This is a genomic window from Amycolatopsis panacis, assembly GCF_003600245.1.
In the GTDB taxonomy this organism is placed as follows: Bacteria; Actinomycetota; Actinomycetes; order Mycobacteriales; family Pseudonocardiaceae; genus Amycolatopsis; species Amycolatopsis sulphurea.
Genome location: NZ_QZFV01000130.1, coordinates 1 through 24,027, shown reverse-complemented (window position 1 = coordinate 24,027; position 24,027 = coordinate 1). Strand labels below are relative to the sequence as shown.

21 protein-coding genes and 2 pseudogenes are annotated in these 24,027 nt (G+C 69.6%); 11 read left to right on the top strand and 12 right to left on the bottom strand.

What is annotated here, in order from left to right:
• Both D5S19_RS27615 and D5S19_RS33640 read left to right on the top strand, forming a co-directional pair.
• A partial coding sequence (locus D5S19_RS27615) for a transposase family protein (protein ID WP_147397523.1) occupies window positions 1-340 on the top strand: 340 nt, incomplete at its 5' end.
• Window positions 341-348: 8 nt separating this feature from the next.
• Window positions 349-471, top strand: coding sequence for a hypothetical protein (locus tag D5S19_RS33640; RefSeq protein WP_267901164.1), 123 nt, complete (start codon window positions 349-351; stop codon window positions 469-471).
• A gap of 7 nt (window positions 472-478) precedes the next feature.
• On the opposite strand, the gene manA is transcribed toward D5S19_RS33640, so the two are convergent.
• The 5 genes from manA to D5S19_RS27590 form a co-directional block, all read right to left on the bottom strand.
• The gene (manA, locus tag D5S19_RS27610; protein ID WP_120026302.1) at window positions 479-1,711 is read right to left on the bottom strand and encodes a mannose-6-phosphate isomerase, class I; all 1,233 of its coding nucleotides are present in this window, start codon (window positions 1,709-1,711) and stop codon (window positions 479-481) included.
• Window positions 1,712-1,794: 83 nt separating this feature from the next.
• Entirely contained in the window at window positions 1,795-2,889 is a 1,095-nt protein-coding gene (locus D5S19_RS27605) for a hypothetical protein (protein ID WP_199730736.1), read from the bottom strand.
• Complete coding sequence (locus D5S19_RS27600) at window positions 2,873-3,103, bottom strand: Trm112 family protein (RefSeq protein WP_098513386.1); 231 nt, start codon at window positions 3,101-3,103, stop codon at window positions 2,873-2,875. The genes D5S19_RS27605 and D5S19_RS27600 overlap by 17 nt, the downstream gene beginning before the upstream one ends.
• An 86-nt stretch (window positions 3,104-3,189) precedes the next feature.
• Window positions 3,190-4,545 (bottom strand): phosphomannomutase/phosphoglucomutase, encoded by a 1,356-nt coding sequence (locus tag D5S19_RS27595; protein ID WP_120026300.1) that lies wholly within the window; start codon window positions 4,543-4,545, stop codon window positions 3,190-3,192.
• A 74-nt stretch (window positions 4,546-4,619) separates the two neighbouring features.
• Window positions 4,620-4,973 (bottom strand): DUF3499 domain-containing protein, encoded by a 354-nt coding sequence (locus D5S19_RS27590; RefSeq protein WP_120026299.1) that lies wholly within the window; start codon window positions 4,971-4,973, stop codon window positions 4,620-4,622.
• A gap of 79 nt (window positions 4,974-5,052) precedes the next feature.
• On the opposite strand from D5S19_RS27590, the gene D5S19_RS27585 reads away from it, so the two are divergent.
• On the top strand, window positions 5,053-5,517 hold the full coding sequence (locus tag D5S19_RS27585) for a metallopeptidase family protein (protein ID WP_098513383.1): 465 nt from the start codon (window positions 5,053-5,055) through the stop codon (window positions 5,515-5,517).
• Here the strand turns inward: D5S19_RS27585 and D5S19_RS27580 are convergent.
• Window positions 5,478-8,909 carry a glycosyltransferase gene (locus tag D5S19_RS27580; RefSeq protein ID WP_120026298.1) on the bottom strand — a complete coding sequence of 1,144 codons (3,432 nt, stop codon included), beginning with the start codon at window positions 8,907-8,909 and terminating at the stop codon, window positions 5,478-5,480. The genes D5S19_RS27585 and D5S19_RS27580 overlap by 40 nt on opposite strands.
• A gap of 556 nt (window positions 8,910-9,465) precedes the next feature.
• Window positions 9,466-9,786 carry a WhiB family transcriptional regulator gene (locus D5S19_RS27575; protein WP_098513381.1) on the bottom strand — a complete coding sequence of 107 codons (321 nt, stop codon included), beginning with the start codon at window positions 9,784-9,786 and terminating at the stop codon, window positions 9,466-9,468.
• A 222-nt stretch (window positions 9,787-10,008) separates the two neighbouring features.
• On the opposite strand from D5S19_RS27575, the gene D5S19_RS27570 reads away from it, so the two are divergent.
• Window positions 10,009-10,767 (top strand): site-2 protease family protein, encoded by a 759-nt coding sequence (locus tag D5S19_RS27570; RefSeq protein ID WP_120026297.1) that lies wholly within the window; start codon window positions 10,009-10,011, stop codon window positions 10,765-10,767.
• A 5-nt stretch (window positions 10,768-10,772) separates the two neighbouring features.
• Here the strand turns inward: D5S19_RS27570 and D5S19_RS27565 are convergent.
• From D5S19_RS27565 to mshB, 3 genes and pseudogenes are all read right to left on the bottom strand, one after another.
• A pseudogene (locus D5S19_RS27565) lies at window positions 10,773-11,562 on the bottom strand (hypothetical protein).
• A complete protein-coding gene (locus D5S19_RS27560; RefSeq protein ID WP_120026296.1) occupies window positions 11,555-11,953 on the bottom strand; it encodes a hypothetical protein in 399 nt (132 codons plus the stop codon). Before D5S19_RS27560 ends, D5S19_RS27565 begins: the two are co-directional and overlap by 8 nt.
• A 2-nt stretch (window positions 11,954-11,955) precedes the next feature.
• Complete coding sequence (mshB, locus tag D5S19_RS27555) at window positions 11,956-12,774, bottom strand: N-acetyl-1-D-myo-inositol-2-amino-2-deoxy-alpha-D-glucopyranoside deacetylase (RefSeq protein WP_120026304.1); 819 nt, start codon at window positions 12,772-12,774, stop codon at window positions 11,956-11,958.
• Between the two features lie 531 nt (window positions 12,775-13,305).
• Between mshB and D5S19_RS32170 the strand changes: the two genes are divergently transcribed.
• From D5S19_RS32170 to D5S19_RS27530, 6 genes and pseudogenes are all read left to right on the top strand, one after another.
• Complete coding sequence (locus D5S19_RS32170; protein ID WP_158605658.1) at window positions 13,306-13,476, top strand: hypothetical protein; 171 nt, start codon at window positions 13,306-13,308, stop codon at window positions 13,474-13,476.
• Window positions 13,477-15,216, top strand: a pseudogene (locus D5S19_RS27550) (ABC transporter family substrate-binding protein). It abuts the gene before it with no gap.
• Between the two features lie 175 nt (window positions 15,217-15,391).
• Entirely contained in the window at window positions 15,392-16,372 is a 981-nt protein-coding gene (locus tag D5S19_RS27545) for an ABC transporter permease (RefSeq protein ID WP_120026295.1), read from the top strand.
• On the top strand, window positions 16,365-17,312 hold the full coding sequence (locus D5S19_RS27540) for an ABC transporter permease (RefSeq protein ID WP_120026294.1): 948 nt from the start codon (window positions 16,365-16,367) through the stop codon (window positions 17,310-17,312). Before D5S19_RS27545 ends, D5S19_RS27540 begins: the two co-directional genes overlap by 8 nt.
• A complete protein-coding gene (locus tag D5S19_RS27535) occupies window positions 17,309-18,424 on the top strand; it encodes an ABC transporter ATP-binding protein (RefSeq protein ID WP_407641795.1) in 1,116 nt (371 codons plus the stop codon). Before D5S19_RS27540 ends, D5S19_RS27535 begins: the two co-directional genes overlap by 4 nt.
• Window positions 18,421-19,452: an ABC transporter ATP-binding protein gene (locus tag D5S19_RS27530; RefSeq protein ID WP_120026293.1), complete on the top strand. Its 1,032-nt coding sequence runs from the start codon at window positions 18,421-18,423 to the stop codon at window positions 19,450-19,452. The genes D5S19_RS27535 and D5S19_RS27530 overlap by 4 nt, the downstream gene beginning before the upstream one ends.
• Window positions 19,453-19,538: 86 nt before the next feature.
• Here the strand turns inward: D5S19_RS27530 and D5S19_RS27525 are convergent, their stop codons facing one another.
• Window positions 19,539-21,299: an ABC transporter family substrate-binding protein gene (locus D5S19_RS27525; RefSeq protein WP_233574201.1), complete on the bottom strand. Its 1,761-nt coding sequence runs from the start codon at window positions 21,297-21,299 to the stop codon at window positions 19,539-19,541.
• A 271-nt stretch (window positions 21,300-21,570) separates the two neighbouring features.
• Window positions 21,571-23,499, bottom strand: coding sequence for a translational GTPase TypA (gene typA, locus D5S19_RS27520; RefSeq protein ID WP_120026291.1), 1,929 nt, complete (start codon window positions 23,497-23,499; stop codon window positions 21,571-21,573).
• 235 nt (window positions 23,500-23,734) lie between these two features.
• Here typA and D5S19_RS32600 point away from each other — a divergent pair, with 235 nt between their 5' ends.
• A complete protein-coding gene (locus tag D5S19_RS32600; protein ID WP_199730734.1) occupies window positions 23,735-23,884 on the top strand; it encodes a hypothetical protein in 150 nt (49 codons plus the stop codon).
• Window positions 23,885-24,027: the final 143 nt, after the last annotated feature.

Sequence of the window (24,027 nt, the reverse complement as noted above, 5' to 3'; positions counted from 1 at the left end):
AGGACCCACTCCCCGGAAAAACGCACGACAAGAAGGCGTTCGCCCACTCATTGCTGAGGTCGTCCGAAACTCCGGCGGCGGCATCGGCGACAAAGGCTACCAAGGCACCAGCCTGGTCACCCCGCGAAAAAAGCCAAAAGGAGGAGAACTCAGCAAACGAGACAAAGAAAGTAACGCCGAAATATCTGCCCTCCGCGCAGCCATAGAACGAGTCGTCTCACACTTCAAAAACTGGCGAATACTTCACACCGACTACCGCCGCCCCTACTCCACCTACCGCGACGCCTACGACGCCACGCGCGGACTGTTCTTCTTCTCAATAGCCTGGGGTATTGAATAACGCTCTCGGTGTTCAGCGAAATGTTGCGCACCCTGAGCCGCTTCGCCGACCATGAGCTTCCGGTCGCGCTCGAGGAGGCATTCGCAGTGCGCCGCTTCTTCGCAATCTGGATGGCCGAGCTGACCTCCTGAAGCCCGCTCAGCCCTCCCCGGCCCCCGCCGTCGCCCGGAAAAGCTGGGTCCGGACCCCGCTGAGCGGACGGACCCGAACCGCCGGATCAGCGGCGGGCAGCCACACCGACTGTCCCTGACGCAACTCCACCTGCGCGCCGTCTGCGGCCACCACCAGCAGATCGCCCGCTGTGCAGAGAAGGATCTGCGGCCCCGCCGAATCGACCTCCACGTCGGTGCACTCCTGCGGCGCCCACTCCATCCGGGAAAGCTCGAACTCGGGGGCGTCGGTGTGGTACACCGCCATCCGGCAGCCGGTGGATTCACCCTGCTGCACCGGCATTTCGCCGCAGGAGAAGTCGACCACGCGGAGCAGTTCGGGGACGTCCACGTGCTTCGGGGTGAGGCCGCAGCGCAGGATGTTGTCCGAGTTGGCCAGGATCTCCACCGCGATACCGTGCAGATACAGGTGCAGGTTCCCGGCGGGCAGGTAGATCGCCTCGCCCGCGCGCAGGGTCAGCCGGTTGAGCAGCAGCGCGGCGAGCACCCCGGCGTCCCGTGGGTGCGTCTCGCCCAGACCCAGGATGGTCCGGCATTCGACGGTGAACTCGCCGTGGTCGGCCACGTGCCGCACGCAGGCGTCGAGCACCTCCGGCAGCAGCTCGTCGAAGGCGGACTGGGGCAGTGTGATCCAGGTGGTGAACAACGCGCGCAGCCCGGACGGATCCGGCTGTGCCTCCAGCAGGGCGGTGTACTTGGCCAGCCCGGGCGTTTCGATCGCCTTGAGCAGCTTGATCGTGCGGTGCGGATCGCGGAACCCGGCGAGCGCGTGGAACTCGGTGAGCGCGCAGACCAGCTCGGGTTTCGCGGTGGGATCCGGGTAGTTCCGGTCGGCCGCGTCCCGCGGGATGCCGAGCTTCTCCTCGCGCGCGTAGCCCTCCGCGGCCTGCGCCGCCGACGGGTGCGCCTGCATGGACAGGGGTTCCTCGGCGGCCAGGATCTTCAGCAGGAACGGCAGCCTGCCGCCCCAGCGCGCGGCACACAGCTGCCCGAGCTGGCCGACCGGGTCGGCCTCGACGAGCGCGAGCAGGTTCCGCTCGGTACCGTCCGGGCCGATCACGTGGGACGGATCGCCAGGGTGCGCACCCATCCACAGCTCGGCCTCGGGGTGCGGCGCAGGTACCGGACGGCCCTGCAGCCGCGGGATCGCGGTGCGCGATCCCCAGGCATAGGGCCGTACGGCGTTGCGCAGCAGCTCCACTGTCACCTCAACTCCCCAATTTTCTTCCCCTCGACCGGAGCCGGCACACCCGATAGGCGTTTCCCGGCGTCCGGGCGGCTCCTTCAGACGGTGGCCGGCTCGTATCTGCCGGCCCCGCCGATGCTGCCCGCGGCAAGCCCGAGATAAACGGCGGCGAGTTCGAATCGCAGTGCGAGCACCGCGGCCCGGATCACCTCGTCGGCCTCGATCTCCTCGGCGGGCACCACCAGATCGGCCCCGGGCAGCAGATCCCCGACCTGGTAACGGGCCGCCTCGGTGGCCGGTCCGGTACGCACCGACATCACCAGCACACGCTTGGCGAGCGCCTCCGGGCCGTCGCCGGGATCCGCGAAGATGTCCCGTTCGCGATCACCCGACTGCGCCGCCCGCCACAACGCGGGCCGCGCCATCGCCTGCCGGTAGTCCTCCACATCGCATACCACCGCGGCATGCGCGGCGAAGGCGTGCGCGGCGTGCTCGCCGACCGCGACGGCGACCGGGTCCAGCCCCCACAGCAGCGGCACGCGTTCGGCCATCCGCAGCGCGAGCGCCTTGGCCGGGTTCGCGAACGACTCCCGGGCCAAGTAGTCCTTCTCCGCTTCCAGATCGAGCTGGTCGGCCAGCGCCTGCACGTCCGCGACCAGCAGGCCCAGCGCGTTCGCGGTGAGCAGCCCGGCGGCAAGACCACGCGGGAACGCCATCTCCGGCGGCACCGGCACCCGTGGCGCCAGCAGCACGCCCTTGCCCGCCACGGAGGCCGCGACCGGCCCGTCCTCGGGCGCGGACAGCACCACCGACGCACCGAAACGAGCGGCCCGCTCCAGCGAAGCGGCCAGCTCGCGGTCGCCGGGATCGTCGGTGTGCGCGAACACCACGTCCAGCGCGCCGATCCAGGCGGGCACGGATTCGGCCATCACGACCGGCACCGGGCAGGACGGCGTGAGCAGCGAGGCCAGCAACCGGGTCACCGTGCGGCTCACGCCGGGGCGGTCGATCAGCACCAGCGAACGGGGGCGGCCGAGGTCGAGCCGCTCGCTCAGCTCCAGCTCCGCCGCGGCCTCGGCAGTCGCCCGCACCTGCGCACCGGCCATCGCGGCGGCACGCAGCAATCCCCCACGGTCGGCCTCGGCCAGCCGCGCGGGGTCGTCGAGCAGCGAATCGTCAAGCACTGTCGGCATGGTCGTCATCCGGCTCGCCGGCGGTACCCGGTGCCACCGCCTCGTCGAGCAGCAGCACGGGAATCCCGTCACGGACCGGGTACACCCGGCCACAGCTGGTGCAGGTCAGTGCCTCTGCCTCGGCGTCGTCCGGGGTGCCCGGGCGCAGCGGCGCGTGATCCGGCGACGGGCACGCGAGGATCTCGAGCAGCTGTGCGTCAAGCGTGAGGGCCATGGTTCCTCCATACCACGCGAAGGTTGCCTGTGGAGGGCACCTTCCGGACACAATCCTGCCCGGAAGACCCCCGCGGAACGGTTCGATCAGCCACGGACCAGCGCCAGCACGTCGTCGGTCAGCGCCTGCACCGCGGTCCGGTCGGCGGCCTCCACGTTGAGCCGCAGCAGCGGTTCGGTGTTCGAGGGGCGCAGGTTGAACCACGCGCCGCCGGGCAGCCGCACGGTCAGCCCGTCCAGCTCGTCGATCTGCGCGCCGGACTTGCCCGCGTAGGCGTCCTTCACCGCGAGCATCCGCGCCACCTGGTCGTCCACCGTCGAGTTGATCTCGCCGGAGGCGGCGTAGCGGGAGAAGTCCTGGGTGAGTGCGGACAACGGGCCGTCCTGCTCGCCGAGGGCGGCCAGTACGTGCAGTGCGGCCAGCATGCCGGTGTCGGCCCGCCAGAAGTCGCGGAAATAGTAGTGCGCGGAATGCTCGCCGCCGAAGATCGCGCCGGTGCGGGCCATTTCGGCCTTGATGAACGAGTGCCCGACCCGGGTGCGCACCGGCTTGCCGCCGTGCTCGGCGACGATCTCCGGCACGCCGGTGGAGGTGATCAGGTTGTGGATGATCGTCCCGCCCGGCTCCTTGACCAGCTCACGCACCGCGACCAGCGCGGTGATCGCGCTCGGCGACACCGGCTCGCCCCGCTCGTCGACGACGAAGCAGCGGTCCGCGTCGCCGTCGAAGGCCAGGCCCGCGTCGGCGCCGGTCTCGCGCACCTTGGCCTGCAGGTCGACGATGTTCCTCGGGTCCAGCGGGTTGGCCTCGTGGTTCGGGAAGGTGCCGTCGAGCTCGAAGTACATCGGCACGACCTCGACGGGCAGGCCGGCGAACACCGTCGGCACGGTGTGCCCGCCCATCCCGTTGCCCGCGTCCACGACCACCTTCAGCGGCCGCGAGCCGCTCAGGTCGACGAGGCTGCGCAGGTACCCGGCGTACTCGCCGAGCACGTCGCGTTCGGTGACGCTGCCCCGACTGCCCTCGAAGACCGGCACGCCCTGTTCCACCGTGTCGCGGATCTCGGTCAGCCCGGTGTCCTGCCCGACCGGAGCGGCACCGGAGCGGCACATCTTGATGCCGTTGTACTTGGCGGGGTTGTGGCTGGCGGTGAACATCGCACCCGGCAGGTTCAGCGAACCGGACGCGAAATACAGCTCGTCGGTGCTGCACAGGCCGATCGACACCACGTCGAGGCCTTGCGAGGTGACGCCCTCGGCGAACGCGGCCGACAGGCCGGGCGAAGAGTCGCGCATGTCGTGACCGATCACCACGGTCGGCGCCTCGGTCTTGACCAGCAGGGCGAACGCTGCCCCGAAGTCCCGTACCAGGGCCTCGTCGAGCTGTTCGCCGACCACGCCACGAATGTCGTAGGCCTTCACGATGCCGGAAAGGTCTGGCACGCCTTCTCCCCGCCGCTAGTGTGATCGCGGCGCCGGTCGCGCCGCGGGCAAAAGCCTACCGGCGGGAGCGACCTTCAGGCGCGCCCGGGCAGCACGCGCAGGTGCCCGCGTCTGCCGGAGGGGTTCTCCGGCTCGGGTGGCGCGGCGGGCCGGTCCGAGCGGCCAGCCTCGCGCACGGCCTCGGCCAGCGCGGTCAACTCGTCCGCCGACTGCTCGGGAGCGGCGAAGGTGCCTTCGTGGCGGACGACTTCCCAGCCTTTCGGCACGGTCAGCCGCAGCGCGTGTGCCTCGCACAGGTCGTAGGAATGGGGTTCGGAGGCGGTGGCCAGCGGACCGACGACGGCGGTGGAGTCACGGTAGGCGTACGTGAGCGTGGCGACTGCGGGCTCGAGACAACCCGTTCGCGAACATTTCCGTACGCTCCGCACGATTCGAAACGATAGCGCGTCGCCGCAAGGCCGTACCGGCGACACGCGCGTGGCACGGCTGACCGCATAGACTTGCCAGGTGGCGACGGCTCGTGATTATCGACAACGGCAGCGGCTTCGGCGGGACCGGCACGGCCGGGGCCTGCGCGGAACGCTCTATCCGGCGTCCCTGCCCGTCGCGACCAGCCGCGCGGAGCGATTCGACGCGCTGGTGCTCGATGCGCTGGAGCCGATCGAAGCGCGCTGGCGCCACGAGCTGACGAAGCTGGACGTCGCGGTCGACGACGTGCCCGAAGTCCGTGAGGACGGCCGTACCGCCACCGACGGCGTGCTGCACGACGGCGTGGTCCCGCTGTCCCGTCTGGTCCCGGCCGGGGTGGACCGCACCGGCCTGCCGACCCGTGCGCGGATCGTGCTGTACCGGCGTCCGCTGGAGGCCCGGGCGAAGGATCCCGCGGAGCTGGCCGACCTGGTGCACGACGTCCTGGTCGAGCAGGTGGCCGGCTACCTCGGCGTCGAACCGGACGTGATCGAAGGCGACTGAGCCTCGCCTCCCGCGTCGCCCTGAAGGCTGTGAAGGGACCCTTCACGGACTCCGAGGCTGTGAAGGGTCCCTTCACAGCTTTGAGCCGGGGTGGTGGGGCGCCGTGAGGGGATCGCGGTCAGGGCGGTGAACAGCACGGCGGCGAGCTGCACGAGCAGGAGCAATCCGCGTTCGGTGCCCGGGAATGTCACGGAGATCTCCGAAGGCTGCGGAGGTATGGATACCGCGACCTGGTGTCCCCAGGCGGGCACGATCGGCACTGCCTTGCCGTTCACGCTCGCCTGCCAACCGGCTTCCTGCTCGGCGGCAACCACGAGCAACCGTCCGGTCGGTCCCTCCGACGCTCGCACCCGCACGTCCGGCAGCCGCGCGTCGACGGGGGAAACGCCTGGGCTCACGCCGGGCGCGCCGCCTCGGGTCACCGCTTTCTTCGCCAGCTCAGGCGAGATCAACGCCACTTCGCCGGTGTTCGGGAGCAGCCGCAGCACCGGCCGTCCGTCCGGCAACGGCGCGGCTACCGCGGTCAGGTCGCGGGCGGCGTCGGCGAACGCGCCCGCGTTGGTGCCGGCCGGCAGGATCACGTACTGCACACCGGACGCGGCTGCGGCGGCCAACGTGCTCCGTAACGTGGCGACGTCGCCTTGTCCCAGGTCACGGCGCCAACCGGCGAGCCGGTCGGGTGTACCGGCGACCGGGGCTAGTTCGTCGTCGCCGAACTGCGCGAGACGACCGCCGGTCTGGCGTACAGGGCTGTAGCCGGTGCCGAGGTCGAGGACGGATCGTCCCGCCGAGACCTCCGACGCCAGCTGTGGGCGCGGCTGCGCGGTCAGCGGCCCTTCGGCGCCGGACAGCGCCGCGCCCACGCCCAGGGCGGCCACCACGACTCCCCCGGCCACCGCGAGCACCTTCGGCAGCCACGATGCGGGGACGGCCGCGCGGCCGCCGCGTTGCCAGGTCGCGAGGATCGTCCAGAGCAGCCCGGCGCCCACGAACAGCAGCGGTACCCCGGCGTACCCGGACGCGGGCGCACCACCTTGCAACGGCGTGAGCTGCACCTCCCGGACCACGAACAGGCCGACGACGCCGAGTATCGCGAGCGCCAGCCCACCGGCGACCTCGCGGCGTGGCCGGACGACCAGCGCGACGAGCGTGGCGGCGAGGACCGCGACTCCGATCGGCCAGGCGCCCGGTCCGCCAGGGGTGAGCCCGGCCAGATCCGCGGCGGACGCCGGGGCCGCCGCGCCACCGAGCCCCTGCACGAGCAGTTCGGGGTGGCGCAGCAGCACAGTCGGCCACGGCAGCAACAGGACCAGCGGCAGGATCACCACGATCCCGACCGAGGCCACCCGCCGGGCCAGCCCGGACGGCGCGGGCAACACGATGAATCCGACGAGCAGGCCGACCAACGCGAGCCCGTGCGCGAGCGGAGAGAACGCGCCGAGCAGCGCGACGCCAAATGCGGACAACGCGGAGACGTGCAGCCAGCGCGTGCCAGGCCGGGTAAGCAGCCGTACCAGCCCGGCTACCACGAGTGGCAGCACGATATGGACCACGACGACGTCGAGCCGGCCTTGCGCGACCGAAGCGGTGGCGGCGGGCAGGAACGCGTACGCCGCCGCGATGGCCGCGCGGACCCACCGGCGGACCGGAAGCTTGCGCGTGGCTACGTACGCACTGAGCCCGGCGAGCGGAAGGTCTGCGACGAGCAGGATCGCGACGAGCGCGGCTGGGCCGCCGATCGGCGCGAAGATCGCCCCGAGGGTGCCGAGCACCGGCAGCGTCGCGGGAGCGGGCGCACCGGTGCCGCCGGCGATCGAATGCCACGACGACAGGTACGTCGACCAGATCTCGCCCAGCCCGCCGACCGGCAGCAGCTGCCCGCCCCACAGGTCGAGGCCGAGCCGGCCGCGGTTGATCACCAAGGCCAGCACGGTGAGCACGACGACGAGGACGAACGGCGGCGCGAACACGGTGGCCGCGAGCACCCGGCGGCGGTCGACTGCGACGAAGACCAGGTCGGGTTCGGCGGCCGGCTCCACCGGGCGCGGCACCGGTGTCGGCCGGGCTTCGACCTCCGGTGCTTCACCGTCCTCTTCGGACTCTTGCGGGGGCGCCTCCGGCAGAGCGACCGCGACGACCGTGCCCGGACGCTGCAGCCGGGAGCCGCGGCTGCTGAGCCCGCGCAACGCTCCGGCGGGCAACGCAGCCGGCCCGACCGGCCGGGCACCGGAGGCTGCGAGCGCCTCCGGCGGGATCCACGCGCTGTCCTGCCCGACGCTGTCCGGCACTGTGCCGAGCGCCACGTCGTTCTGCACCCCGCGCTGCACGAGACCGACCACACCGGCCCGGATCGCGTTGCGCAGCCGGGTGTTTCGGCTCGTGAAGAGCCCGCGAACAGTGCCGGGGCGCGGCAATTCCCGCCGCGCGGCGCGAGCGGCGCGGAGATTTCCGCGGCCACTACAGAGATAGCGCAGCGCGGCCAGCTCCGCGCCGGCCTCGGTCGTGCGGCGCAGCACGAAGAACACCAGCGCGCGCAGTACCAGCAGCAAAGGCAGCCGGACGAGCCCGAACCAATACGACGCGGGCGAGCAGTTCACCAGGAAGACCCGCAGCCCGTGGGAACGGTTCAGTGCGGCAAGCGAGCGGCCGGTCGCGTCCGGGGTGCGCTGTCCGGTGGTGAGCGCGCGGGCATGCCGGACACGTGCCGCAGGCACCGAAAGCACCAGTGAGCCGACTGCGTTGGCGCGCCAGCCGAAATCGAGATCCTCGCGCAGTAGCGGGAAATTCTCGTCGAAGCCGCCGAGTTCGTGCCAGAGTTCCCGTTGTACCAACGATCCTGCGCTGGGCACGGCGAGTACTTCGCTGGGTTCGCCGTCGGGTGCGGCCATGTGCTGGCGGTGGCCGGAGGCGTCGGTGGACAGCCCGGCTTCGACGATCAGCCGCGGGTCGGTCCAGTCGAGGGCGAGGGGGCCGAGCACTTTGGCGGACGGGTTCTGCTCGGCGGTGCGCAGGAGGGCTTCGAGGCAGTCCGGTTCGGGGGCGCAGTCGTCGTGCAGCAGCCACAGCCAGGAGCCGGGGTCGCCCCAGCGCTGGACGGCGTGTTCGACGGCCGCGGCGACCGCCGCGGCGAAGCCGGTTCCGGCGGGCAGAGTGAGCACGCCGGAGAGCACCGGCGCGGATTCCGGCCCACTCGCCTCGGCGGCGGCTTCGGCGAGCAGTTTCGCGGTCCGGTCGGTGGATCCGGTATCGACCGCGAGTACGTGCCGGGGCCGGACCGTGCTGCGTCGCAGGGCGGAAAGCGCCAGCGGCAGCCATTCCTCACCGTCATGACAGACCACAATGGCCAGTACGGGCAGGGTGCGCACAGCGGGCGGGGCGACAGGGCGGGGCAAGAACGGCTCCTGACCGGGAGAACGATGCGGTGCGGCCACCCTACGACCTCACGCACCGCACCGGTCCGGACCCACGCCGTATCACCCACACGGACGCCACCACCCCAAACCGGCTTCTGATTCCCCAAGACACACCCCAAAACACCCCCACCACGACCAATCATGAGACGCCCCGCCGCACCGCAACAAGCAACGATTCAGGCAGGCCCCGCCGCAACGCAACGACGAAAGGCCCCAAGACACACCTACGGCGAGGAGTTCAGGCTCACTCCGAACCGCACCCCGGCAACGCCCCCGCCGCAGCAACCACGACGACGATCCGAGAACAAACCCCGAGCAACACCCGGGCAGACCCCCGCCGCAACGCAACGACGACGAAGACCCGAAAACTCACCCCGAGCGGCACCCGGGTAAGACTCCCGCCGCAACGCGACCACGGCGGGGGTCCGGGGGCTCGCCCCCGGGCGGGGCCTGGGGGTTGCACCCCCAGAAAACACAGTGATCGAGCCCACCGGTCCACGCTCTCCGTGGACACACTCCGGCCCAAAAGGATCGATCAGGCGCGTTTCTTGAGCTTCCGCCGTTCCCGTTCGGACAGTCCGCCCCAGATGCCGAAGCGCTCGTCGTGCGCCAGGGCGTACTCGAGGCATTCGTCCTTGACTTCACAGCCGAGGCAGATCCGTTTGGCTTCCCGGGTCGAGCCGCCCTTCTCGGGGAAGAACGCCTCCGGGTCGGTCTGCGCGCAGAGCGCGCGTTCCTGCCAGTCCTGCTCTTCGGTGGCATCGAAGAGGTCGGTCAGATCCCCGAGCTGCTGCTCCGGGTTCTCTCCCCACCCCACGACGTGCCCCCATTCCTTGCTCTCTGCTTCCAACCGCACGTCCGCCTCCTCGCTCCTACGCACTCCCCAGGCTGGCGGTGGTGAAACGCCACCCGCTGTCCCCTCGACAGCGAATGACATCACTGTGATTACACCCGTGTAGTGCGGCCAGGTCAAGCGGAGTAGCGAGTTCGGGGGATCCCTCCCGCCGGCTGCGCAAGGGGACACGCCGAAGACTTCACACCGGGCATACGGAAGACTGGAGTGGTGCAGAGATCAGCAGTGCGCCCGAGTCCCATCTTCCTCGGCATCCTCGCCGTCTCCGTGGCCGGCGGTTTCCTGGCCGCATACGGGGACTCTTCGACCTTGCTCAGCAGCCGCGACCCGATGTTCGTCGCGGGTGTGGTGCTGCTCGTCGCGGGCGGCTGGATCGCCTCGCTCACCCTGCATGAGTTCGGCCACGCCTTCGTGGCCTTCCGCGGCGGGGATCACGAAGTCGCCCGCAAGGGGTACCTCTCGCTGGACGTCCGTCGCTATACGGACCCGGTGCTGTCCTTGCTGCTGCCGTTGATCTTCCTGCTGATCGGCGGCATTCCGCTGCCCGGCGGCGCGGTGTGGATCAACCGGGGCGCGCTGCGCAGCCGGGCCACTTCGTCATGGGTCTCGCTGGCCGGGCCGTTGAGCAACCTGGCCGTGGGTGCCGCGCTGTGCCTGGTGGTCGCGCTGGTGCCGATGGCCACCGGCCTGTTCTACGCACTGTCCTATCTGGCCTTGCTGCAGGTGATGACCTTCCTGCTGAACATCCTTCCGGTGCCGGGGCTGGACGGCTGGGGTGCGCTCGAGCCCTATCTGTCGCCGCAGGCGCGGATGTTCGGCGCAAGGGTGCGGCCGTGGGCGCCGCTGGCGCTGTTCGCGCTCTTCTTCGTGTTCCGCCCGGCCGGGGATCTGCTCTGGTCCGTGGCCGGGAAGATCTTCATGGCGCTCGGCGGCAGCTCACCCGCGGCCGCTGTGGGGCAGACCGCGTTCCTGTTCTGGCGCTGAGCCCTTCAGGACCACCGCAGGGAGTTGGCCATCAGCCAGACGTGCGCACGCTTCCATACGGTGCGCAGCCCGGCGCGTTCGCCGAAGTAGTCGCCCGCCGCGCCGGCCACCGGCAGCATCCCGATCATCCGGTGGTAGAACCGGCCGCTCGGGCGTTTCTCCAGTTCCCCGGCGATGCCCCAGAGCGAGCGGCCGAAGCGCCACAGCGTGCCGGCGACCGCCTTCACGGTGACTTTGCCGTGCGCGCGCCGTGACTGCTCGAGTTCCTCGGCCAGCTTCGCGGCCGCACTGTCCTCTGCGGACTCGTCGTGCCCGGTGTGCTCGCCGGCGGCCAGCCGCGGGTCGATGTCCCGATCGAACAGCACGGACGCGATCAGCCGGACCCGGCTGCCCACGTCGGTCACCCCGTACTCCCCGCGATCGCGCACAGCAGCAGGCCTTGTGACACGGCGCCGAGCGCGTCCTGCACCGGGAGCCGGTCGGCGAGCGCCCCGCCGAGCCCGGGGATCGAAGTGATCAGCGCGGTGAGCCTGCCGACCCGGTTGATCCACCAGCCCGCGCGCTTGTCGATGTCCATCGCCGCCCAGGCCGAGGTGCCGGGACCTGGACCGAGGTGAGTGCACCGAGCACCTATTAACAGAGTTTGCGGTCGGCGAACTCGTCCTCGCCACGGCGGGCGCGATCCTGCAGGCCGAACGGACCGGATTCGCGCAGCGCGTCGAGCATCGGCGCGCCGGCGCGGACGAAGGGCCGCAGCACCGCGACCACCTGCCGATCCGAGATGGCCTCAGCCACGGCCGGATCCCTTGGCCGTGGCGGCCCGGCCGAGCCCGCCGCCGAGCACCAGCGCGGCGGGCAGCGCGCTCCCGCCGAGCAGCAGCAGCGCCCGCCAGTCCTGCACCAGCACGAGATCGCCGCCGGGACCGGTCAGCCCGATCACGAAGACCACGATCACCCAGACCACCAGCGGGACGAACGACAGCCCAGGACGCACGAGCTTCGCCGTGGTGAGCACGAGCCACGGAGTGGTGACCGCGCCGACCAGCACGGTCACCGGGAGTGGTATCTCGCCGAGTGTGCCGACGCGCAGCGGCAGGAAGAACACTTCGAGCAGCGCCAGCAGCACAGCGTCGAAAGCGAGCAGCAGCAAGAGGAGCCACTGGGCGCGGGTGAGCGGGGCGGCCATGATCACAGCCCGCCGAACAGATCGGTCGCGGCACCGTCCGCGTCGCCGCGGGCGAGCACGAAGTACTCGACGGGCGGGATCGGCTGGGCGACGTCGTTGGTAAGTGCGAAGTGGACGACTGCGTCTTCGCACACAGTCAGCTGTGTCTCATGCGCGCGCAACGCGGCGAGCTTCGCCGGGATGTGTGCGGAGATGTCGAGCACAGTGGTGATCTTCTCGTCCGGGACCGAGGGCAGCTCATCGTCTGCGGGTATGCGGAAGGGAGAGGTTCCGTCTGCGCGCAGCTCGGCGAGCCCGGCGACGAGTGCGGCCTTGGACTGGACCACATGGAATACGCGCGGCACGTCCGTCGCGGCGGCCATGGTGATCTCGTGCGCACGGATGTGGTCCGGGTGGCCGTAGCCGCCGAACGCGTCATAGGTGACGACGACCTGCGGCGCCAGTTCGTCGATCAGCGTGCGCAGCTGCGCGGTCTGCTCGGCGACCGCTCCGCCGGTGAACGCCCGTGGGTGCTCGGCGGCCGGCGTGCCCGCCATACCGGAGTCTCGCCACCGACCAATCCCGCCGAGGTAGTCGTGCCGGGTGAGACCGAGCGCGGCGCAAGCGCCGGCGAGTTCGCCGGAGCGGTAGCCGCCCAGCTGATCGGCCTCGGCAGCGGCCAGCCGGGCCAGCCGCGGCGGCACGATCTCGCCCTCCTCACCGAGGGTGCAGGTGACCAGGAAGACGTCCGCACCCTCGGCCGCATACCGGGCAATGGCCCCACCGGTGGTGATGCTCTCGTCGTCCGGGTGCGCGTGGACCAGCAGCAGCTTCCGCTTCACCACCTCAGGTTAACGACCCTCCGGGCGCATCCGCCGACGACGGCGGCACCTATGCACAGGTAGCCGCAAACGCATCCCACTGCGTCGGAAATACGTCCCGGCAACTGGGCGTTCCCGGGGGCGGAACGTTCCGCGCAGCAGGATCGCGGACCACTCGGCACGGTGGTCCACCCGGCCCCGGGGCCATGCGGCGACCTTCCGGCAGTCGCCGCGTAGTGGCCGGCTTCCGCCTGCCTGACACCACATATCAGGAGGTGCAGACCACTGTCCGGCCGGAGCACGTACCGCCGAATTCCTCGAGCGGCGCATTCGACTCACGAGATCGGGTTAATTCCTGGTCACCTGCAGTCTTCCCCGGACGGGAAGCTGCGCCATTCGCTGGGCTCCCCAAATTGCGGAGCGTGGGTTATCGTCCCCCGAACCAAACGACCGACCGGGCCACAGAACCACCCGAACAGGTTCGCGCAACCCTTACAGTCAACTACCCTCAGTAGTTAATGACCCGGGGAATCCTTGACGGACCTCGTCAGGATGAGATTGCTGTTCCACAACGATCTCACTCAGAGTGTCCGGATCGATGGTTTTGCCAGCTGTCCACTGCCTAAGTTTCACGACTACGGTGAGCAACGCGATTACTCCGGTGCTTGCGGTCAGGAAGAGGTCGCCTCGCACACCCGCGACGGCGTCGAGCAAGGAGAATGAATGTTAGTGACGACAAGGTCGCGCGCCGTGCGACTCGGCGCGTTCGTCGCGGGCGCGGCCCTTCTGCTCTCCGCCTGTGGTGGCGGGGGTGGCAACAGTGCCGGGCAGACCGGCCAGGCGTTCGCCGACTGTGACCAGAACCCGAACACCTGCAATTCGGCCCAGCCCGACCAGCTGCAGGACGGGGGCACCGTCACCTACGCGATCGAGAAGAACATCCCGGACTGGAACGTCACCTCGGCCAAGGGCAACGTTTTCGAGACCGGTGAGGTCACCCGCGGCCTGCTGCCGCACACCTTCTACACCACGCCCGAACTGAAGTCGGTGCTGAACAAGGACTTCGTCGAATCCGCCGATCTGACGAACCCGACCACGATCGTCTACAAGATCAACCCGAAGGCGGTCTGGTCGGACGGCACCCCGCTCTCGGCGGACGACTTCATCTACAACTGGAAGGTGCAGAACGGCAAGGACTGCCCGGGCTGCTCCGCCGCGGACACCTCCGGTTACGACCAGATCACCTCGGTGGTCGGCTCGGACGGCGGCAAGACCGTGACCGCGACGCTGTCCAAGCCGTTCACCGACTGGCGCAAGCTGTGGGGCTCGTCGGGCGGTATGTACCCGGCGCACCTGGCCAAGTAGAACGGCGGGGTGGACACCCCGGACGGGCTCGCGGCCTCCTACGCCTGGTTCAGCAAGACCGTGCCGACCTGGAGCGGCGGCCCGTGGAAGATCTCGAAGTTCGACAACAACACGGCGGTCACCGAGGTGCCCAACGACAAGTACTGGGGCACCAAGTCGAAGCTGCAGAGCGTCGTCTTCCGGATCATCACCGACGCCACCCAGGAGCCGACCGCACTGCAGAACAACGAGGTGCAGGCGATCTACCCGCAGCCGCAGGTGGACCTGGTCCACCAGGTGAAGAACATGCCGAACATCTCCTCGTACATCGGCGTCGGCCTGACGTGGGAGCACTTCGACTTCAACCTGCAGGCCCCGGCGCTGAAGAACGCCGCGATCCGGCAGGCGATGTTCACCGCGGTCAACCGCCAGGACATCATCGCCAAGACCGTCGGCCAGTTCACCGACAAGGTGAAGCCGCTGAACAACCACAACTTCATGCCTCAGCAGACCGGCTACAAGGACGTGGTCTCGTCCACCGGGCAGGGTTCCGGTGACGTCGAGAAGGCGAAGAAGATCCTGACCGACGCCGGCTACAAGATCAACGGCCAGCAGCTGATCGACCCGAGCGGCCAGCCCGTGCCGGCCCTGCGGATCCGCTACACCGTGGGCAACCAGATCCGTCAGGACGAGTGCCAGCTGTTCGCCAAGGCGGTCGAGCCGCTGGGCATCAAGGTCAACGTGACCTCGACCGACGACCTCGGCGCCACCACCACACAGGGCGATTACGACGCCATCGTGTTCGCCTGGGTGGCCACGCCGTTCGCGATCGGCGGGTCCAAGCAGCTGTGGGGTACCGGCCAGGGCAGCAACTTCGGCAAGTACACCAATCCGCAGGTGGACAGCCTGATTGCCGAGGCCAGCGCCGAGACCGACCAGGTCAAGGGCGCCGAGCTGCTCAACCAGGCCGACCAGCTCATGACCAACGATGCGTACGTGCTTCCGCTGTACCAGAAGCCGACCTTCATCGCGTCCTCGGACAAGATCGCGAACATCCGGAACAACTCGTCTCTGGACGGACCGGTGTACAACATGACCGAGTGGGGCATCCGCAAGTGATCACCGCCCGGTAGATTCGCGCTGAACCAGCCGGTGAGGGGCGGGCGGACAAGCCCGCCCCTCACCGGTTGCCCGATTCATTCCCGAACGCACGCTTGCCCCGCCTCGTCGCCCCGGCCCTGCCACCACCCGCGGCGGGCGCCGGCAGAACACCGCCCAGAGCAGGAAGACCTCCATGCTTGCCTTCGCACTGCGCCGGCTCTTCGTCTCGGTGCCGATCCTGATCGTTTCGACCTTCGTCGTATTCGTGATGGTCTCGCTGTCGGCCAACCCGCTGAGCCCGCTGATCGCGCGGAATCCACCACCCCCACCGCAGACCATCGAGCTGGAACGCATCCGGCTGCACCTCGATCAGCCCATCCTCGAACGCTACTGGCACTGGGTCACCGGCATCTTCAGCGGCGACTTCGGCCCCTCGGTGGACTCGACCACCAACATCGGCCACGAGATCTTCGCCCGGTTCGGCGTGACGCTGCGGCTGATCGCGCTCGCCATGGTCGTCGCGCTGATCCTCGCGGTGATCATCGGCGTGGTCAGCGCCGCCCGCCAGTACTCGAAGTTCGACTACACGGCCACTTTCTTCGGCTTCCTGTTCCTGTCCATGCCCGCGTTCTGGTTCGCCATCCTGCTCAAGCAGGTGGGGATCGGGATCAACACCGCGGTGGGCGATCAGGTCTTCTACACCATCGGGTCCTCCTCGATCATCGCCTCCGGCGGATTATGGGATTCCCTCGGCGACGCGTTCGGCCACCTGATCCTGCCGACCATCTCGCTCGCGCTGACCAGCTACGCCGCCTGGAGCCGCTTCCAGCGCGCATCCATGCTCGAGGTGCTCAACAGCGACTACGTGCGGCTGGCCCGGGCGAAGGGGCTGCCGCGCTGGACGGTCACCCGGCGGCACGCGCTGCGCAACGCGCTGATCCCGCTGACCACCGTCGTCGCGCTGGACATCGGTGCCATCCTCGGCGGCGCGGTGGTCACCGAGACCGTGTTCCAGTGGCAGGGCTCGGGTGCGTTCCTGCTGAACGCGATCAAGACGAGTGACGTCTACGCCGTGGAGGGGTGGCTGCTCATCGCGGCCACGTTCATCATCCTGCTCAACCTCATCGCCGACCTGCTCTACGGCCTGCTCGACCCGAGGATCCGCTATGCCTGACGACTCCTTCACCACTTCCGGCGGCTCCACTGCCGCACCGGCCGCCCCGCACACCCCCAAGGGCGCCCCGGACCGCGAGTTCACCGTCAAGGAACGCAGCCAGGCACAGCTGGTCTTCCGGCGTTTCCTCCAGCATCGGCTGGCCATGATCAGCCTCGTCGTGTTCATCCTCATCGTGCTGTTCGCCTACGTCGGCGGCGCGCTGTGGAAGTACGGCCCGGACACCATCACCGAGTCGAACTCGGCGCCGCCCTCGGGCGCGCACCCGTTCGGCACCGACGCGGTCGGGCACGACCAGCTCGCCCAGGTGATGCGCGGAACCCAGATCTCCCTGCAGATCTCCGTGCTCGTCGCGCTGTTCGCCACCATCGTGGGCACCGTCTGGGGTGCCGTGGCCGGCTACTACCGCGGCTGGGTGGACACCGTGCTGATGCGGATCGCCGACCTGGTGCTCACCCTCCCGCTGCTCGCGGTGGCCGCGGTGCTGGCGCACCAGTCCGGTGGCACCTGGTGGCTGATCGCGGTGGTGATCGCCGGACTGTACTGGGCCTACGTCTCCCGGGTCGCCCGCGGTGTGGTGCTTTCCTTGCGGGAGAAGGAATTCGTCGAGGCGTCCAAGGCACTCGGCGCGAGCGACGCGCGGATCATCTTCCGGCACCTGGTGCCCAACGCGCTGGGCGCGATCATCGTGAACCTGACAATCCTGGTGTCCATCGGCATCCTGCTGGAGACCGCGCTGTCCTTCCTCGGCTTCGGCGTGCAGGTCCCGGACACCTCGCTCGGCCTGCTGGTCTCCACCGCGCAGACAGCGGTGGACACCCGCCCGTGGTTGTTCTATTTCCCGGGCATTTTCATCATCCTGATCGCGCTGACGATCAACTTCATCGGCGACGGCCTGCGGGACGCGTTCGACCCCCAGCAGACGAAGGTGCGCGCATGACGACCCGTACTTCTTCCCCCGGCGGCGGCATGACCACCGAGCACACCGGCGACGCGGTCCTCACCGTCGAGGATCTGACCGTGCAGTTCCCGACCGGCGACGGCGTGGTCAACGCCGTGCGCGGGGTGAGCTACCAGCTGCAGCGCGGTGAGGTGCTGGGCATCGTCGGCGAGTCCGGCTCCGGGAAATCGGTGACCTCGCTGGCGGTGATGGGCCTGCTTCCCCGCACCGCCAAGGTGTCCGGCTCGATCCGCTTCGGCAGTACCGAGCTGTTGAAGGCGAGTGAGAAGGACCTCAACAAGGTCCGCGGCAAGGGCATCGCGATGGTCTTCCAGGACCCGATGACCTCGCTGAACCCGGTGTACACCGTGGGCGACCAGATCGCCGAGGCGATCACCGCGCACCACGACGTGCGCAAGGACGTGGCGAAGAAGCAGGCGATCGACCTGCTCGACCTGGTCCGTATCCCGAATCCGAAGCAGCGTGCCGACGAGTACCCGCACCAGCTCTCCGGCGGGATGCGCCAGCGGGTGGTGATCGCGATCGCGATGGCCAACAACCCGGACGTGATCATCGCGGACGAGCCGACCACCGCACTCGACGTGACGGTGCAGGCGCAGATCCTCGAAGCACTCAAGGCCGCGCAGCAGGAGACCGGCGCCGCGATGGTGCTGATCACCCACGACCTGGGCGTGATCGCCGGTTCGGCGGACCGGGTGCACGTGATGTACGCGGGCCGGGTGGTCGAATCCGGCACGGTGGACGAGATCTTCTACACCCCGCGGATGCCCTACACCCTCGGCCTGCTGGGCAGCCTGCCCCGGCTGGACGTCAAGACCGAGCGCCTGACCCCGATCACCGGGGCACCGCCGGCCACCACGAACATGCCGCCGGGCTGCCCGTTTAGCCCGCGCTGCCCGCTGTCGCAGGACATCTGCGAGCGGGAGGAGCCGCCGCTGGTGGCCGTCGGGCACGGCCAGTACGCGGCGTGCCACTTCAGCGAGCAGGTCGAAGGCAAGGACCCAGCGGACCTGTTCAGCGCCACCTCGGCCGACATCGCCGCAGTGGCCCCGACCGTCGACGCAGTGACCGACACGGAGACGAACCGATGAGCGAGGCAACGGCGGCGGCGACCCCCGTTCTTTCCGCGCAGAACCTGGTGAAGCACTTCCCGATCCGCGGTGGCGGCCTGCTGCGCCGCACCGCGGGCGCGGTGCAGGCGGTGTCGGACGTGTCCTTCGACATCTACCCGCGCGAAACGCTGGCGCTGGTCGGCGAGTCCGGCTGCGGCAAGTCGACCACCGCCCGGGTGGCGCTGGCCCTGCAGCCGCTCACCGGCGGCAAGGTCACCTACGAAGGCCGCGATCTGGCCGCCATGTCCAAGCGGGAGATGCAGCACCTGCGGCGGGACATGCAGATCGTGTTCCAGGACCCGTATGCGTCGGTGGACCCGCGGCTGCCGGTGAACGAGATCATCGCCGAGCCGCTGCGCATCCACAAGCTGTACGAGAACAACGGCCGTCAGCAGGTCCGCGACCTGATGAAGACCGTGGGCCTGCGTCCCGAGCACGGCAACCGGTTCCCGCACGAGTTCTCCGGCGGGCAGCGCCAGCGCATCGGCATCGCCCGCGCGCTCGCGCTCAAGCCGAAGGTGCTGGTGCTCGACGAGCCGGTGTCCGCATTGGACGTTTCGATCCAGGCGGGCGTGCTCAACCTGCTCAAGGACCTGCAGGCGGAACTGGGCCTGTCGTATCTGTTCGTCTCGCACGACCTGTCGGTGGTGCGCCACGTGTCCGACCGGATCGCCGTGATGTACCTGGGCAAGATCGTGGAGACGGCCCCGGCCGAGCAGCTGTTCGAGCATCCGGCGCATCCCTACACCCAGGCGCTGATCTCGGCCATTCCGGTGCCCGACCCGCGCAAGGAACGCACCCGCCAGCGCATCGTGATCACCGGCGACGTGCCCAGCCCGGCGAACCCGCCGTCCGGCTGCCGGTTCCGGACCCGCTGCCCGAAGTTCGCGAATCAGCTCGACGACGCAGGCCGCGAGAAGTGCACCACGGAGGAGCCCGCGCTGACCGACCGCGGCGACGGCCACCCCGTGGCCTGTCACTTCGCCGAAAGCCTGCGGCTGATCTGATCCGCGCACCGCAGTCAAGGCTGTGAAGGGACCCTTCACGGACTCTGAGTCCGTGAAGGGTCCCTTCACTGCTTTCGGGGGGGGTGTCAGCCGGCGGAGGTGGTCGTTTCGGGGCCGGAGGAGGCGCCGCGGGTCCAGTTCACCGCGGTGCCGAACGGGCCCTGCATCGGCGCGCCCGGGGTGAGCCCGGAGATGCCCTTGCCCACGGCGAGGACTTCGGCCTCCTGGAACAGCGGGATCACCGCGTTCTCCGACCACAGCTGGGGTTCCAGGGTCTTCAGCGAATCGGCGAGGGTGGCCGAGCCGGTCAGTGCGGAATCGATGGTGGCCTGCAAGGCCTCGTCGCACAGCCCGGCCGGGTTGGCCGGCACCGCTGCTTTCGTCTTGTCCGTTGTGGACTGTCCGGGGGCGCAGCCGAAGGTGGAGGCCAGCACGGTCGCCGGATCACCGCCGACCGGCAGGCCGGCCACCGCGATGTCCACACCCACGTTGCCGGTCGAGTCCGGGCCTGCCTGCTGCTGGCCGTTCACCACCGGCATGGCCAGCAGCGAGGAGAACAGCTCCCGCGGCTGCGGGGTGATCGTGGAGACCTGAACCCCACCGGCGATGAGTTCCGCGGACAGCTCCTTGGCGATCGAGGCGTAGGGCTCCTCCGTGCCCGGCGAAGCGAGCACCAGCGACAGCGTTTTGCCGCCCTTGCGCCAGACTCCGGCTTCCTTTTTGTACCCGGCCGCTTTGAAGTACCGGTCCGCGCCGGCCGGGTCCGGCGCGGCGGGCGAACCGGCCGGGATAGTGGGCGTGTAGCCCTTTGCTGAAGGTGGCAGCACCTGTGCGTCCGCCTTCAGTGTGGCCGGCGGCCCGCCCTTCGTACCGGCGTTGATCAGCTTGGTCCGGTCCAGCAGCGCGGCGACTCCGGCGCGGACCTGGGAATCGGACAGCGTCGCGCTGACCGGGCGCAGCAGCACCGACGCGGTGAGCGGCCGGGGCAGCGTGTGCAGCTGGACCGTCGGGCCCAGCTCGTTGAGCAGCTGGAGACCGGTGGAATCGGGATGGGTGAGCGAGAACTGGTCGTTGCCGCTGCGCAGCGCGGCGGCAATCCCGGAGGGATCGGACCGGCGCAGGATCAGCGTGTCGACCGCGGCGGGCTTCTCCCAGTACCGGTCGTTGCGCTGCAGGACCACCTCACCGCGCGCGGTGTCCAGGGTCTTGATCGCGAACGGCCCGGCCACCGAAGGGAAACTGGACGCGAGCGCGCCCTGCCAGCCGCTCGGTGCGTCCTTGAGCAGGTGCTGCGGCAGCAGGTTGTCGAACAGCGTCTGCCAGGCCGGGTACGGCTTGCTGAAGCTGACTTCGACGCCCTTGCCGCCGGCGCGCTGCTTGATGTCGGAGATCAGCCGGTAGCCCGCGGGCTCGATCACCCCCGGTTCGTTCCGCATCCGGTCGGCGAGGTAGATGAAGTCCTCGGTGGCGATCGGCGCCCCGTCGGACCAGGAGGCGTCCGGGCGGATCTCGTAGCGGACCGTGAACGGGGACTGGGACACCACCTCGGCCGAGGTCATCAGGGTCTTGTCCAGGGTGCGGGTGCCGTCGTCGGCCTGCCGGAACACCGAGGGCAGCAGCAGCTGGGACAGCGCCGAGGTGATCGTGGAAGAGTCCGCGATGACGTGCGGGTTGTAGCCGCCGACCACGTCGTCCACCCCGGCCACGATCTGGGACGGGGCCGGCCGCTCCGAGGTGCTCGGCGCGGGTGTGGAGGTGACCACCGGGGGTGGCGGCGTGTTCGAGCACCCGGCGAGCAGCACCCCCGCCAGTGCCAGCACCGGTGCTGCCCGGCGTCCGAATCGCACGCTCGTCCTCCCGAAATTTTCCCGGCAACCGCCGACGGACTGTCCTCCCGCGGGAGGCGGCACCGGGCCGCACGCCCCGCCGATCCGAGCGGACATGCTGCCACGCCGGCCATCCGGCAGGCACCGAGATTCCCATATCGGTCCGTGACCGGCACCACCGGAGTGAGTACCGCCAACAGGGTGGACGTGCCGGAGGCCGGAAAGGTTCCGCCGGAAAACACCGAGGGCGCCTCCCCGGGCGGGGAAGGCGCCCTCGGCGAAGGCCTCCGGATCAGCCGTTATCGCGGCTCTTGGCGCGCGAACGCTCCTTCGCGCGGGTGGAGATGTCGAGGGTGACCTTGCGGACGCGCACCGCCTCCGGGGCGACCTCGACGCACTCGTCGCTGGCGCAGAACTCCAGCGCCTCCTCCAGGCTGAGCTTGCGCGGACGAGCCAGCCGCTCCAGCTCGTCCCCCGCGGAGGTGCGCATGTTGGTGAGCTTCTTCTCCTTGGTGATGTTGATGTCGAGGTCCTCCATGCGCGGGTTCTCGCCCACGACCATGCCCTCGTACACCTCGGCACCCGGCTCCACGAAGAAGGTGCCGCGGTCGGCCAGCTGGATCATCGCGTACCCGGTGATCGGGCCGGAGCGGTCGGCCACCAGCGAGCCGGTGTGCCGTGTGCGGATCTCGCCCGCCCACGGGAAATAGCCCTCGAACACGTGGTTCGCGATGCCGGTGCCGCGGGTCTCGGTGAGGAAGTCGGTGCGGAAGCTGATCAGGCCGCGCGAGGGCAGCACGTAGACGAGCTTGATCCGGCCGCTGCCGTTGCCGCTCATGTCCTCCATGCGGCCCTTGCGCGCGGCGAGCAGCTGGGTGATCGCGCCGAGGTGCTCCTCCGGCGAATCGATGTACAGCCGCTCGAACGGCTCGTGCAGCTTGCCCTCGATGGTGCGCAACACCACCTGCGGCTTGCCGACGGTCAGCTCGAAGCCCTCGCGGCGCATCTGCTCGACCAGGATGGCCAGGGCCAGCTCACCGCGGCCCTGCACCTCCCAGGTGTCCGGCCGCTCGGTGGGCACCACGCGGATCGACACGTTGCCGACCAGCTCGGCGTCGAGGCGGGACTTGACCAGCCGCGCGGTGAGCTTGTCGCCGCCGCCCCGGCCGGCCAGCGGCGAGGAGTTCACCCCGATGGTCATCGAGATGGCGGGCTCGTCCACGGTGATCCGCGGCAGCGCGACCGGGTTGTCCGCGTCGGCCAGCGTGTCGCCGATGGTGATCTCCGGGATGCCCGCGATGGCGACCAGATCGCCCGCGGAGGCCTCGGTGGCCGGTACCCGGGTGAGCGCCTCGGTGACCAGCAGCTCGGAGATGCGCACGTTCTGCACCGAACCGTCGGCACGCATCCAGGCCACGGTCTGGCCCTTGCGCAGCCGGCCCGCGTGAATGCGGATCAGCGCGATCCGGCCGAGGAAGTTGGATGCGTCGAGGTTGGTGACCAGCGCCTGCAGCGGGGCATCCGGGTCCGCGACCGGGGCCGGGACGTGCTTGAGCAGGGTGTCGAACAGCGGGTCCAGGCTCTCGCTGTCGGGCAGGCCGCCGTCCGCGGGCTGCTCCAGGCTCGCCTTGCCGGCCCGCGCCGAGGCGTAGACGACCGGGAGGTCGAGGATCGCGTCGTGATCGGCGTCCTCGATGTCGCCGGCCAGGTCGAGCAGCAGGTCGTGGGTCTCCTCCACGACCTCGGAGATGCGCGCGTCCGGGCGGTCGACCTTGTTCACGACGAGGATCACCGGCAGGTGCGCCTCGAGCGTCTTGCGCAGCACGAAGCGGGTCTGGGGAAGCGGCCCTTCGCTGGCGTCGACGAGCAGGACGACCCCGTCGACCATGGACAGGCCGCGCTCGACCTCGCCGCCGAAGTCGGCGTGGCCGGGGGTGTCGATCACGTTGATGGTGATCGGCCCGTCCGGGGTCTGGCGGTGGATGGAGGTGTTCTTGGCGAGAATCGTGATGCCCTTTTCCCGCTCCAGCTCACCGGAGTCCATCACGCGGTCGACCACCTCGGCACGTTCGGCGAACGCGCCGGACTGCCGGAGCATGGCGTCGACCAGCGTGGTCTTGCCGTGGTCGACGTGCGCTACGATCGCGACGTTGCGCAGGTCGGGCCGGATCTTGCCGGACGCGCGGCCGGGTTCGACCGCGGTGGCGCTTGCTGCGGGCACGCGAGTACTCCTGAACGTCGAAGAAATGCGGGTGGGCGGCCGCGTCGCGGGCGGAAACCGGGCCGGGGGCCACGGGTGCCGGACAGCGGACCGGCTCGGGATGACCGGCTCTGGCCACACGCGGACTTCATCAGGATACCGGGTGGCGGGATGTGAGGAGCGCCACGCCCCATTGTCGGTTAGCCTCACCTAACCTGGAGGCTCTTGGTGGCCGGCTCCCGGAACGAGGCGCGCAGTGGGCAAGAAGCACCCCGACGACCCGCGGGCCGTCGTGCGCAAGCTCATGAAAAAGGGCAAGGTCAAGAAGAAGTGCTGCCGGTCCAAGAGCCGCTGCGGGAAGTGCCCGGTGCTGGCGTTGAAGAAGGCCAAACAGCAGGCAGCCTGAGCCGGTCGGTGGCGTGCGGTGTGGACTTTTGGTCTGTGAAGGGCACCTTCACAGACCCTGAGTCCAGGGTGTCGGCAAAGTCGGTGTGGAGGTCCGTGAAGGGACCCTTCACAGACTCAGAGTCCGTGAAGGGTCCCTTCACG